This window comes from Enterobacter sp. 04-C-12-SI-ECC (assembly GCF_047530715.1).
Lineage (GTDB): Bacteria > Pseudomonadota > Gammaproteobacteria > Enterobacterales > Enterobacteriaceae > Enterobacter > Enterobacter bugandensis.
Genome location: NZ_JBLKDI010000016.1, coordinates 1 through 12,874, shown reverse-complemented (window position 1 = coordinate 12,874; position 12,874 = coordinate 1). Strand labels below are relative to the sequence as shown.

The 12,874-nt window shown below is 56.2% G+C and carries 9 protein-coding genes; 5 read left to right on the top strand and 4 right to left on the bottom strand.

Annotated elements, in window-relative coordinates:
• Positions 1-322: 322 nt before the first annotated feature.
• Positions 323-2,563 (top strand): EAL domain-containing protein, encoded by a 2,241-nt coding sequence (locus ACMWL8_RS18195; protein WP_045260209.1) that lies wholly within the window; start codon positions 323-325, stop codon positions 2,561-2,563.
• A gap of 4 nt (positions 2,564-2,567) precedes the next feature.
• Here ACMWL8_RS18195 and ppx read toward each other — a convergent pair whose 3' ends face one another.
• The 4 genes from ppx to purM all read right to left on the bottom strand — a co-directional run bounded on the left by ppx (position 2,568) and on the right by purM (position 8,029).
• Positions 2,568-4,106 carry an exopolyphosphatase gene (gene ppx, locus ACMWL8_RS18190; protein WP_028014034.1) on the bottom strand — a complete coding sequence of 513 codons (1,539 nt, stop codon included), beginning with the start codon at positions 4,104-4,106 and terminating at the stop codon, positions 2,568-2,570.
• Between the two features lie 3 nt (positions 4,107-4,109).
• On the bottom strand, positions 4,110-6,170 hold the full coding sequence (gene ppk1, locus ACMWL8_RS18185; protein ID WP_045260210.1) for a polyphosphate kinase 1: 2,061 nt from the start codon (positions 6,168-6,170) through the stop codon (positions 4,110-4,112).
• 183 nt (positions 6,171-6,353) lie between these two features.
• Positions 6,354-6,995 carry a phosphoribosylglycinamide formyltransferase gene (gene purN / locus ACMWL8_RS18180; RefSeq protein WP_028014032.1) on the bottom strand — a complete coding sequence of 214 codons (642 nt, stop codon included), beginning with the start codon at positions 6,993-6,995 and terminating at the stop codon, positions 6,354-6,356.
• The gene (gene purM / locus ACMWL8_RS18175) at positions 6,992-8,029 is read right to left on the bottom strand and encodes a phosphoribosylformylglycinamidine cyclo-ligase (protein ID WP_008501643.1); all 1,038 of its coding nucleotides are present in this window, start codon (positions 8,027-8,029) and stop codon (positions 6,992-6,994) included. Before purM ends, purN begins: the two co-directional genes overlap by 4 nt.
• A gap of 266 nt (positions 8,030-8,295) precedes the next feature.
• Between purM and ACMWL8_RS18170 the strand changes: the two genes are divergently transcribed.
• The 4 genes from ACMWL8_RS18170 (at position 8,296) to ACMWL8_RS18155 (ending at position 12,734) form a co-directional block, all read left to right on the top strand.
• Entirely contained in the window at positions 8,296-9,726 is a 1,431-nt protein-coding gene (locus tag ACMWL8_RS18170) for a 6-phospho-beta-glucosidase (RefSeq protein WP_045260211.1), read from the top strand.
• A 211-nt stretch (positions 9,727-9,937) separates the two neighbouring features.
• Positions 9,938-10,564, top strand: a complete 627-nt coding sequence (gene upp, locus ACMWL8_RS18165; RefSeq protein ID WP_008501641.1) for a uracil phosphoribosyltransferase — start codon at positions 9,938-9,940, stop codon at positions 10,562-10,564.
• Positions 10,565-10,646: 82 nt separating this feature from the next.
• Complete coding sequence (gene uraA / locus ACMWL8_RS18160) at positions 10,647-11,936, top strand: uracil permease (protein WP_017692944.1); 1,290 nt, start codon at positions 10,647-10,649, stop codon at positions 11,934-11,936.
• 96 nt (positions 11,937-12,032) lie between these two features.
• The gene (locus ACMWL8_RS18155; RefSeq protein WP_211438414.1) at positions 12,033-12,734 is read left to right on the top strand and encodes a DnaA inactivator Hda; all 702 of its coding nucleotides are present in this window, start codon (positions 12,033-12,035) and stop codon (positions 12,732-12,734) included.
• The last annotated feature ends 140 nt before the right edge of the window (positions 12,735-12,874 follow it).

Sequence of the window (12,874 nt, the reverse complement as noted above, 5' to 3'; positions counted from 1 at the left end):
GACGGGGATATTAAGGCACAGCGGAAAGAGAGGGTCAATTCCGTCATGTGTAAATAACCGTCAACGTTTACATTAATTATTGTTATTGAAATTAATATTTGCATTTACCATATTGATAATACGAAGAAAATTATTTCAAAAAAACGCTGTGCAAAGCTTATTTGCGTAAAATAGTTTGATTTATGTCAACGGATTTCCGGCCCTGATATTTAAAATCCCTCCTCCATACCGTTCGCCCCGCACGTCGCCGGGCTGCGCCAGGTCAGGTTGGATGCCTGTCATTATTTTCCTTCTGGAGAAAAAGGGGTTTAACCGGGCATCTATGAACATTTTTGCTTTCCTGAAAAAGAATAAACACCGCTGGTGGGTATTGCCGCTTATTTTACCGGTGGTTTTACTTCCCGTACTGAGCGTGGCGAATACGTTCACGCACCTGGGCGACGGGATAGCGGCACTTTATTATTTACCGCTCTCGTTTTTGCTTTCGCTGATGATGTTTTTTGGTCTGGAAGCCCTTCCCGGGATCGTGTTGTCGCTGTTTATCCGCTATTACCCGTCGGTCGGGATGTTTGAAACCGTCGCCGGCGTGCTCCATTTTATTGTCCCTATAGTGCTTAGCTGGGGCGGCTACCGGGTGTTTGCGCCCAGACGCAATATGACGGCGTACGGCGACGTACGGCTGATGGCGCAGCGCATCTTCTGGCAGGCCTTCTGCCCCGCGACGCTGTTTCTGCTGTTGTTCCAGTTTGCGGTGTATTTGGGCGTGTATGAGAGTCGCCAGAGCCTGGCAGGGCTTAACCCCCTCAACATTCGCACGCTGATCAACTATCAGGCCTTGCTGGTCAGCGGTCTGACGGGCGTGCCGTTAAGTTATCTGCTGATCCGCCTGATTCGTCATCCGCGCTATCTCAAAAGCCTCATCTCGCAGATCCGTACCCAGATAGACAAAAAGGTGACGCGCGCTGAGTTTCTGATTTGGGCCATTGCGCTTGCCGGGCTGCTTTCGCTCCTGCTGCTGCCGATGAATGAAAACAGTTCGATTTTCACCACTAACTACACCCTGTCGCTGCTGATGCCGGTGATGCTCTGGGGGGCGATGCGCTTTGGCTATAAGCTGATTTCGCTTATCTGGATCCCGATACTGCTGGTGTCTATTCACTATTTTTACCGCTATATCCCCGTGAACCAGGGGTACGACATTCAGCTGGCAATCACCTCTTCCAGCTATCTGGTCTTCTCGTTTGTGGTAATTTACATGTCGATGCTGGCGACCCGGCAGCGGGCGGTGAACAAACGCTCCCGCAGGCTGGCGCTGCTCGACCCGGTTCTGCATATGCCTAACCTGCGGGCGCTTTCGCGCGATCTGGCAAAAAACCCGTGGTCGGCGCTCTGTTTACTCCGCGTTCCGGAGCTTGAAATTCTGGGCCGTAACTATGGCGTGTTACTGCGCATTCAGTACAAACAGCAGTTGGCGCAATGGATTAACGGCACGCTCCAGCCCAATGAGCAGATCTATCACCTGACGGGCTGTGACATGGCGGTTCGCCTTAACGCCGAATCGCACCAGCAGCGGATTGAAACCCTGGACGAGCACATCAAGCAGTTCCGCTTTGTCTGGGACGGCATGCCGCTGCAGCCGCAGGTGGGGGTGAGCTACTGCTATGTGCGTTCGCCGGTTAACCACCTCTATCTGGTGCTGGGTGAGCTGGGGGTGGTGGCCGATCTGTCGCTCTCCTCTAACCACCCGGAAAATCTTCAGCAGCGCGGCGCCGTCCATCTGCAGCGCAGCCTGAAGGATAAAGTCGCGGTGATGAGTCGCCTGCAGCGTGCGCTGGATAACAACGCATTCACGCTGCTCGTTCAGCCCGTACGCGGCCTGCGTGGCGATAGGTATCATGAGGTCTTGCTGCGGATGACTGATGCAAACGGGCTGTTGATCTCCCCTGAACAATTCCTGCCGATAGCCCAGGAGTTTGGCCTCTCTTCGCGGGTGGATTTGTGGGTGCTGGAGCATACGCTGCGCTTCCTCGCCGCGCATCGCGAACGGCTGCCCGGCCAGCGCTTTGCCATTAATCTGGCCCCTTCAACGGTGTGTCGGGTGCAGTTCCCGCTTGAGGTGAGTCGCCTGCTGGCGAAATATGCCATTGAGCCGTGGCAGCTGATCTTTGAAGTGACGGAGTGCAGCACCTTTTGCAACGCGGAGCAGGGGCTCCACATCCTGCGGCAGCTGCAGAAAATGGGGGTACGCATTGCGATCGATGATTTTGGTACCGGCTATGCGAGCTATGCGCGGCTGAAAAGCGTGGATGCGGACATTCTCAAAATCGACGGCGATTTCATCCGCAATATCGTCAACAACAGTCTGGATTACCAGATTGTGGCCTCTATCTGCCATCTGGCGCGCATGAAGAAGATGCTGGTGGTGGCGGAATATGTCGAGACCGAAGAGATACGTAGCGCGGTGCACGCGCTAGGCATTGATTATGTGCAGGGCTATCTGATTGGCAGACCGGCACCGCTTGAGTCACTGCTGGAAGCAGAGGCGTCCACGGCGGACGCCTGAGCCGTTACGCGGCGACGTCGGCGCTATCTTCCTCGATTTTGAGCATCCAGCCGGTGACCGCTTCCCAGTACTGCTGCTCTTTTTCCAGGTCCAGCAGGACCAGCGCGTTCTGGCTGAACCAGTCGTGCGGGAAGCTCAGCGTCCAGTGGTGATCGTCGGTTTTCAGCTTCAGCGTCGGCGGTGTGGTGGTGGCCTGACGCTGATTGTTCAGCAGCACGCCCAGGCGCAGCAGCTGAATAAGCGGCAGGAACTGCTTTTTCTTAAACAGCGTGAAGCGCGGCAGATCGTCGAGCTTGATGGCTTTACGGTGATAGCGCACCAGGGTCGCCATCATGGTTTGCTGCTCCTGGTTGAAGCCGGGCAGATCGCTGTTTTGCAGAATATACGCTGAATGGCGGTGCATCCCGCTGTGGTTGATGTTCAGCCCCACCTCGTGCAGCATCGCGGCCCATTTCAGCAGCGCGGCAAGCTGCGGGTGCGCCAGCTTGGGGTTCTGCTCCTGCCACTGCTCGTACATCTGCACCGTGGTTTCCAGGACGCGCTTCGCCTGCTCGCGGTCGATGTTGTACTGGTTGGCCAGGCTCTGCGCGGTGCGGCTGCGAATGTCCTGATGGCGGAAGCGGCCCTCCATCTCATACAGCACCCCCTCACGCAGCGCGCCGTCGGAAAGGCGCAGCTCTTTAATCGCCAGGGCGTCAAACACGCCGCAAAGAATAGCCAGGCCCGGCACAAAGACTGCCTTACGCTCGTCGGAAAGCCCCGGCAGGCTTAGGGCGTCAAAACTTTTATGCTTCAGCACCTCTTCGGTCAGCAGGGTCAGGCGTTCAGGCGTGATAAAACCGTCTTTTTCACCCATCGCCAGCAGCACTTCATGCGCCGCTTTGATGGTGCCCGACGCGCCCAGCGCCACGTTCCAGCCCTGAATGCGGTACTGCCAGGCCAGATTCTCCAGCTTCTGGATCGCAGCCATTTTCGCCCGCTGGAAGTTTTCACGGGTAATGGTGCCGCCGGGGAAGTACATCTGCGCGAAGCTGACGCAGCCCATGCGACGGCTCTCCACCAGGCGCGGCTCAAAGTCTTCGCCGATCACCAGCTCCGTAGAACCACCGCCGATGTCGATCACCAGCTTGCGCCCTTTTTCCGGCTGGGTATGTTCAACACCCATGAAAATCAGACGCGCCTCCTCGTTTCCGGAGATGATCTCAATCGGGTAGGGGATCACTTTTTCGGCCCGCTTGAGGAACTCCGGCGCGTTCAGCGCCTGGCGCAGCGTGTGGGTGCCCACGATGCAAACGCTGGAGGGCGAGAAGCCCTGCAGGCGTTCGGCAAACAGCGACAGGCAGTTTAAACCACGCTCCATCGCCTCTTCGCTGAGCATGCTGCGCTCATCAAGCCCATCCGCCAGGTGTACGCGCTGCTTCAGACGACCGATGATCTGCAGCGCGCCATCCACCTCACGGGCGATGACCATGTGAAAACTGTTAGAGCCAAGATCGACCGCGGCGTATTCCTGCGGGCGTGGGGTCTTATCATTTATCGGCATAGGTTAATCGGGTTGCTCGAGTGATTTGATATAGTCGTAAATCGCCAGCTGTGACCGCACTTTACGGCGGTTGCCGCGCGGTACGTAGCGGTTACTAAGTTCTTTGTCGATATAGCGCGCCTTCACCGTATCGCTGAACAGGATCTCGATAATATCGAGGATACGCTGCTTCAGACGCGGATCCAGCAGCGGCGTCGCGACTTCAATTCGATAGTCAATATTGCGCGTCATCCAGTCTGCCGAAGAGAGATAGACCTGTTTATCGCCCGCATTATCGAAAATATAGACCCTATCGTGCTCCAGGTAGCGGTCAACGATGCTGATAACGCGAATATTGTCGCTGATGCCTTCCAGTTCCGGAATAAGCGAGCACATGCCGCGGATCAGCAGGTTAACCGGCACGCCGGAGCTGGACGCCGCATACAGCCTGTCCACCAGCCCTTTATCGACCAGGTTGTTAAGCTTCAGCGTGATGCCGGACGACAAGCCTTTCTGGGCATTGGCGATCTCTTTATCGATCATATCGTACAGCAGGCGGCGCGAGTTCTGCGGTGAGACCAGCAGATAGTCGAAGCTCACCGGACGGTACGGGTTTTCGATAAAGTTAAAGACCCGGCGCACTTCGTTGGTAATGCGGGCGTCAGCGGTTAAGAGCGAGTAGTCGGTATAAATCCGCGCGGTTTTTTCGTTAAAGTTCCCGGTGCCGATGTGGGCATAGCGCACCACGTCACCACCCTCTTTACGCGAGATCAGGAACAGTTTGGCGTGAATTTTCAGACCCGGCGCGGAGAAGATCACGTGCACGCCCGCTTCCGTCAGGCGGCGCGCCCAGTGAATGTTCGCCTCTTCGTCGAAGCGCGCCTGCAGCTCAACCACCACGGTGACTTTTTTGCCGTTGTGTGCCGCGTGGATCATCGCGTCGATGATGCGGGAATCTTTTGCCACGCGGTAGATGTTGATTTTGATCGCCAGCACGTTCGGGTCGAACGAGGCCTGACGCAGCAGCTCCAGCACGTGTTCAAAGGTGTGGTACGGGTAGTAGAGCAGCACGTCGCGCTCGCGGATAGCGTCGAATCCGTTGCGGAATTTATCGAACCAGATATGACGCAGGCGCGGCAGCGGTTTGTTCACCAGATTGGCTTTGCCAACGTTCGGGAAGCCAATGAAGTCTTTAAAGTTGTGGTAACGGCCACCCGGCACGATGGAGTCATAGCGCGAAATGGTCAGCTTCTCGCGCAGCATCTCCACCATGGCGTCCGGCATGTCGCGCTGATAGACAAAGCGCACCGGCTCAGCCGTCAGGCGCTGTTTCAGGCTGGAGGACATCAGCTCCATCAGGCTGGCTTCCATCTCGTGCACCAGGTCATATTCGGCGTCACGGGTCATCTTCATCGAGTAGGCGTTTAACGCATCGTAATCGAAGAAGCCTTTGAAAATGTCGTCCAGACAGTAGCGCAGGATGTTATCCAGCAGGATCATCGGCTTGCGTCTGCGCGGGGTTTCCGGCGGCAGGTTCACGAAGCGCGGCACCTTGTCGGACGGGATCTCCAGCAGGGCATAACGGATGGATTCACCGCGAATAATTTCCACCGCCAGGTAGGTGTAGTCATCCTTCAGGAACTGCACCAGATCGGTTTCGCGGTTGATCAGAATCGGGGTAATGTGCTGGCGCAGGTACTGTTTAAAGTAGTGGCGCAGCCAGTTTTGTTGGTTAACGGAAAGCTGACGTTCGTTAATCAGGAAGATTTGATTGCGCGCCATCTCCAGCAGCAGTTCGTTATACAGGCCGTCAAATTCCTGATCGGCTTTCAGCACGCGGGACTGGATTTTGCCCAGCAAATGCCGCGAGTGCGAGTTTAAGCCCTGTTCTTCGCTGATGATGATGCGTCTTTTCAGCTCGGCAAAGCGAACCTTGTAGAACTCATCCAGGTTGTTGGAATAAATGCCTAAAAAACGCATGCGTTCGATCAGCGGGTTACTTTTATCTGCCGCTTCCTGGAGTACACGTTCGTTAAATGCTAACCAGCTTAGCTCTTTCTCGATATATAACTTTTCCTGACCCATTACAGCTCACACTCCAGTTCAATCACAGGACGTGGTAAATCCGTCTCGTCCTTATTATGGCGAGCATTTCCACGATATGTCCAACAGTGCCAGAAAAGTATGACAGTTATTTTTTTTGTTGGGGAATTTAGCGGGTTGGGGGAGGGAATATCGGGTAAGCGAAGCGCCACCCGACATAGCAAACTACTCTTCGGCCGCATAACCCTGCGGGGGCAACTTCACGCCGTCCAGCCAGGCTGCGCCGTCGCGCATCTCCAGACGCCCGTCGACAAACCAGCTTACCACCAGCGGGTAAATGGCGTGCTCCTGCGTCTGCACGCGTTCGGTCACGTCGTCTTCGTTGTCGCCGTCAAAGACCGGGACTTTCGCCTGCAGGATCACCGGGCCACCGTCCAGCTCGTCGGTCACGAAATGGACGGAGGTACCGTGCTCCTCGTCACCGTTTTCCAGCACCTGACGATGGGTATGCAGGCCGGGATATTTTGGCAGCAGGGAAGGGTGAATATTCAGCAGTCGACCGGCGTAGTGTTCGACGAAGGCCGGGCTCAGAATACGCATATAGCCCGCCAGCACCACAAGGTCGGGCGCGTAGGCGTCAATCTCCTGCACCAGCTCGCGGTCAAAGGCTTCACGTCCGGCGAACTGGCTGGCTTCCAGCGCGTGAGCGGGAATGTTCGCTTCCCGCGCGCGCTCAAGGCCGAACGCGTCGGCCTTGTTGCTGAAAACTGCCCGAATGGTGCCATTGATTTTCTTCTGTTTGCAGGCGTCTATGATGGCCTGCAAATTGCTTCCGTTGCCGGAAATGAGCACCACGATGTTTTTCATTCAATGACCACACGCTGTTCGGAATCGGAGGCTTTAATCGTACCGATTTTCCACGCGTTTTCACCTTTCTCGGTCAGCAGCTTAACCGCTTTATCCGCTTCGCTTGCCGGCAGGGCGATAACCATGCCCACGCCGCAGTTAAAGGTACGGTACATTTCGTGAGAGCTCACGTTGCCTGCAGTCTGCAGCCAGTTAAAGACGGCTGGCCACTGCCATGAGGATTCGTCGATCACCGCCTGGGTGTTGTCCGGCAGCACGCGCGGGATATTTTCCCAGAAGCCGCCGCCGGTCAGGTGGGCAATGGCGTGCACGTCGACGTTCTCGATCAGTTCCAGCACGTTTTTCACGTAGATGCGGGTTGGGGCCAGCAGGTGGTCGGCCAGCGGTTTACCGTCCAGCTCGGTGGTCAGCGGATCGCAGCCGCTTACTTCGAGGATTTTACGCACCAGAGAGTAGCCGTTAGAGTGCGGGCCGCTGGAGGCCAGCGCGATCAGCACATCGCCATCGGCCACTTTGCTGCCGTCGATAATTTCTGATTTTTCTACTACGCCGACGCAGAAGCCCGCGACGTCATAATCTTCGCCGTGGTACATGCCCGGCATTTCAGCGGTTTCACCGCCCACCAGCGCACAGCCGGACTGCAGACAGCCTTCGGCGATACCGTTAATGACGCTGGCTGCGGTATCCACATCCAGTTTGCCGGTCGCGTAGTAATCGAGGAAGAACAGCGGCTCTGCGCCCTGAACCACCAGGTCGTTCACACACATCGCAACCAGATCGATACCGATCGTGTCGTGACGTTTTAAATCCATCGCCAGGCGCAGCTTGGTGCCTACGCCGTCAGTACCCGAGACCAGAACAGGTTCACGATATTTTTGCGGCAGCGCGCACAGTGCGCCGAATCCACCCAGACCACCCATCACTTCCGGGCGGCGGGTTTTCTTCACCACACCTTTGATTCGGTCAACCAGCGCATTACCTGCGTCAATATCAACACCGGCATCTTTGTAGCTGAGAGAAGTTTTGTTGGTCACGGCTTAAATCCCCACGCGATTGCATAGCTAGTAAGAAAAATCGGCGCAATTCTAACAGTCCAGGCAAACGTTTGCGAGCCTATTCTGGACGTGGGGATCTTTTTTTCTGTATAGCCCGTAAATGCAGCCAAACTTGACTCCGTTCACGAAAATGAAACCGGTTTCGGCGATCTGCTTGCAACGAATATCCCCTTTGCACATCATCGAACTGAAACCGGTTTCTGTAATTGTTTTTGCAGAAAATAACGCAGAATGAGGGAAAGCGAATGTCAGGATTCAAAGCAGATTTTCTGTGGGGTGGGGCCGTTGCGGCGCACCAGCTTGAGGGCGGCTGGAAAGAGGGCGGTAAGGGCGTAAGCGTTGCCGACGTCATGACCGCGGGCGCCCACGGCGTGCCGCGTGAAATCACCAACGGCGTGCTGGAGGGGAAAAACTACCCTAACCATGAGGCTATCGACTTCTACCACCGTTATAAAGAAGACATCAAACTCTTTGCCGAGATGGGGTTCAAATGCTTTCGTACCTCCATCGCCTGGACGCGTATCTTCCCGAAAGGCGACGAGCTGGAGCCGAACGAGGCGGGCCTGAAATTCTATGAAGATCTGTTCGACGAATGCCTGAAGTACGGCATCGAACCGGTTATCACGCTTTCCCACTTTGAGATGCCGTTCCACCTGGTGACGGAATACGGCGGCTGGCGCAACCGTAAGCTGATCGACTTCTTCGTGCGTTTTGCAAAGGTTGTTTTTGAGCGTTACCAGCACAAGGTGAAGTACTGGATGACCTTTAACGAGATCAACAACCAGGCCAACTTCCACGAAGACTTTGCGCCATTTACCAACTCCGGGCTGAAGTACGCGCCAGGTGAAGACCGCGAGCCGGTGATGTTCCAGGCGGCGCACTACGAACTGGTGGCCAGCGCCCTGGCGGTGAAGGCGGGCCGCGAGATTAACCCGTCGCTGCAGATCGGCTGCATGATTGCCATGTGCCCCATCTACCCGCTGACCTGTGCGCCGGACGACATGATGATGGCGATGAACGCCATGCACCGTCGCTACTGGTTCACCGACGTGCACGTGCGCGGCAAATATCCGCAGCATCTGCTCAACTACTTCGAGCGTCGCGGCTTCGCGCTGGATATCACCGAAGAAGATAAAGCCGCGCTGAAGCAGGGCTGCGTGGATTACATCGGGTTCAGCTACTACATGTCTTTCGCCACCAAAGCGACGGCAGATAACCCGGCGCTGGACTACGACGAGAGCAAGAGCCTGGTCTCCAACCCGTACGTGCAGAAATCCGACTGGGGCTGGCAGATTGATCCGGTCGGGCTGCGCTACTCTCTGAACTGGTTCTGGGATCACTACCAGCTGCCGCTGTTTATCGTTGAGAACGGCTTTGGCGCGATCGACGTGCAGGAGAGCGACGGCACGGTGAACGACCAGTACCGCATCGATTACCTTTCCGCACACATCCGCGAGATGAAAAAAGCGGTGGTGGAAGACGGCGTGGATCTGATGGGCTATACCCCGTGGGGCTGTATCGACCTGGTGTCTGCCGGAACGGGCGAAATGAAAAAACGCTACGGCTTTATCTTTGTCGATAAAGATAACGAAGGTAACGGCACCCTGAACCGCAGCAAGAAGAAATCGTTCGACTGGTATAAGCAGGTGATTGCGAGCAACGGCGATAACCTCTAATTGTCGGGTGGCGCTGACGCTTACTCGACCTACAATACACGTAGGCCCGCGTAAGCGCCACCGGGCAAGACCCCGCACCCAAGCCGGAGCCCAGCCTCCGGTTTTTTGTTTTTGATTGATGTACGTCAAGCAAGTTGGGTATGGCGCAATCCGAAAAAAGCGGTATAATCCCGCGATTTTTTTGCGGATGCCACCTCAGAGGAGAAAGAGAATGAAGATTGTGGAAGTGAAACACCCACTCGTTAAACACAAGTTGGGCCTGATGCGTGAGCATGACATCAGCACGAAGCGTTTTCGCGAACTGGCTTCTGAAGTGGGCAGCCTGCTGACCTACGAAGCAACCTCCGATCTGGAAACGGAAAAAGTGACCATCGAAGGCTGGAACGGACCGGTGCAGGTTGAGCAGATCAAAGGTAAGAAAATTACCGTAGTGCCTATCCTGCGTGCCGGTCTTGGCATGATGGAAGGCGTGCTGGAGCACGTACCGAGCGCGCGCATCAGCGTGGTCGGTATCTACCGTAACGAAGAGACGCTGGAGCCGGTACCTTACTTCCAGAAGCTGGTCTCTAACATCGACGAGCGCATGGCGCTGGTGGTTGACCCAATGCTGGCGACCGGCGGTTCAATGATCGCCACCATCGATCTGCTGAAAAAAGCGGGCTGCAGCAGCATCAAGGTGCTGGTGCTGGTTGCTGCTCCGGAAGGGATCGCGGCGCTGGAAAAAGCGCACCCGGACGTTGAGCTGTACACCGCCTCTATCGACCAGGGGCTGAACGAGCACGGGTACATCATCCCGGGGCTTGGCGATGCCGGCGATAAGATCTTTGGTACGAAATAATCGAATAACGATAAATAAGCCGACTTTGATAGTCGGCTTTTTTTTGAATAAAAACCAACAATACTACACAGAGGAAAACACTATGACGCGCCGTGCTATCGGGGTGAGTGAAAGACCGCCGCTTTTACAGACTATCCCGCTTAGTTTGCAGCACCTGTTCGCTATGTTTGGCGCAACCGTGCTGGTGCCAATCCTGTTTCACATTAACCCGGCTACCGTGCTGCTGTTCAACGGCATCGGGACGCTGCTGTACCTCTTTATCTGTAAAGGCAAAATCCCGGCGTATCTGGGGTCGAGCTTTGCTTTTATCTCGCCGGTGCTGTTGCTGTTGCCGCTGGGTTATGAGGTCGCGCTGGGCGGCTTTATCATGTGCGGCGTGCTGTTCTGCCTGGTTTCCTTCATTGTGAAGAAAGCCGGTACCGGCTGGCTGGACGTGATGTTCCCGCCTGCGGCGATGGGCGCCATCGTTGCCGTCATCGGCCTGGAGCTGGCGGGCGTGGCGGCGAATATGGCCGGCCTGCTGCCTGCGGACGGCCAGTCACCGGACTCCAAAACCATTATCATCTCGCTGGTGACGCTGGGCGTGACGGTATTTGGCTCCGTGCTGTTCCGCGGTTTTATGGCGATTATCCCGATCCTGATCGGCGTGCTGGCGGGCTACGCGCTCTCCTTCGTCATGGGCGTTGTGGATACCACCCCGATTGCCGAGGCGCACTGGTTCGCGCTGCCAACTTTCTACACCCCACGCTTTGAATGGTTCGCCATTTTCACCATTCTGCCTGCCGCGCTGGTGGTAATTGCGGAGCACGTTGGCCACCTGGTGGTGACGGCGAACATCGTGAAGCGCGACCTGATCCGCGACCCGGGTCTGCACCGCTCCATGTTTGCCAACGGTTTCTCCACCATCATCTCCGGTTTCTTCGGTTCCACGCCAAACACTACCTACGGTGAAAACATCGGCGTAATGGCGATTACCCGCGTCTACAGTACCTGGGTTATCGGCGGCGCGGCGATCATCGCCATTCTGCTCTCCTGCGTGGGCAAGCTGGCGGCAGCGATCCAGATTATCCCGGTCCCGGTAATGGGCGGCGTTTCCCTGCTGCTGTACGGCGTGATCGGTGCCTCCGGTATTCGCGTGCTGATTGAATCCAAAGTGGATTACAGCAAGGCGCAAAACCTGATCCTGACCTCCGTTATCCTGATCATCGGCGTGAGCGGCGCGAAGGTGCACATCGGTGCGGCCGAGCTGAAGGGCATGGCGCTGGCGACCATCGTGGGCGTGGGCCTGAGCCTGATTTTCAAGCTGATCTCGGTGATCCGCCCGGAAGAGGTGGTCCTGGACGCTGACGAAAGCGAAAAAGCCCCACACTGATCCATTAACTGGGCGAAGGATCGCCCGGTTCTCTCCTGGCAGGTTCCGTGTTAAACTCATCGCCGATTTTATGTAAGATCTCTGGTTGAGGTATTTCTGAACGGACCGGCACAGCTCTCTCTGCCACTCTATCTCCCTGACGACGAAACTTTTGCGAGTTTCTGGCCGGGTGATAACCCCTCTTTACTGGCTGCACTGCAAAACGTGCTGCGTCAGGATCACAGCGGATACATCTATATCTGGTCACGCGAAGGCGCGGGGCGCAGCCACCTGCTGCATGCCGCCTGTGCCGAGCTTTCGGCGCGCGGCGATGCGGTCGGCTATGTGCCTCTGGATAAACGTACCTGGTTTGTGCCTGAAGTGCTTGAGGGCATGGAACATCTCTCGCTGGTCTGCATCGATAATATCGAATGCGTGGCGGGGGACGAGCCGTGGGAAATGGCGATCTTTAACCTCTACAACCGCATTCTGGAGTCGGGCAAAACCCGGCTGCTGATCACCGGCGATCGTCCGCCGCGCCAGCTTAACCTTGGGCTGCCGGATCTGGCGTCTCGTCTGGACTGGGGACAAATCTACAAGCTCCAGCCGCTGTCAGATGAAGATAAGCTGCAGGCGTTACAGCTGCGAGCAAAGCAGCGCGGCTTTGAGCTGCCGGAAGACGTGGGCCGTTTCCTGCTCAAGCGTCTGGACCGCGAGATGCGCACCCTGTTTGATACGCTCGATCAGCTCGATCGCGCCTCCATTACCGCCCAGCGCAAGCTGACCATTCCGTTTGTGAAAGATATTCTTAAGCTGTAGTTATGCCGGGTGGCGGCTGCGCCTTACCCGGCCTTGTATTATCCTCCCGTACAGAAAGAACCGGCCAGTTCTTTCTGTCAGGCAGTCCACATGCCGTACCCGGCCTTAGGCCACGAGCCTGTGTTGTAGATCCCTGCAGT

Bases quoted from the DNA above. Each gene is read 5' to 3' on its own strand.
- ppk1 (WP_045260210.1), bottom strand. From the start codon at position 6,170: ATGGGTCAGGAAAAGTTATATATCGAGAAAGAGCTAAGCTGGTTAGCA.
- upp (WP_008501641.1), top strand. From the start codon at position 9,938: ATGAAGATTGTGGAAGTGAAACACCCACTCGTTAAACACAAGTTGGGC.
- ACMWL8_RS18195 (WP_045260209.1), top strand. From the start codon at position 323: ATGAACATTTTTGCTTTCCTGAAAAAGAATAAACACCGCTGGTGGGTA.
- purN (WP_028014032.1), bottom strand. From the start codon at position 6,995: ATGAAAAACATCGTGGTGCTCATTTCCGGCAACGGAAGCAATTTGCAG.
- ACMWL8_RS18170 (WP_045260211.1), top strand. From the start codon at position 8,296: ATGTCAGGATTCAAAGCAGATTTTCTGTGGGGTGGGGCCGTTGCGGCG.
- uraA (WP_017692944.1), top strand. From the start codon at position 10,647: ATGACGCGCCGTGCTATCGGGGTGAGTGAAAGACCGCCGCTTTTACAG.
- ppx (WP_028014034.1), bottom strand. From the start codon at position 4,106: ATGCCGATAAATGATAAGACCCCACGCCCGCAGGAATACGCCGCGGTC.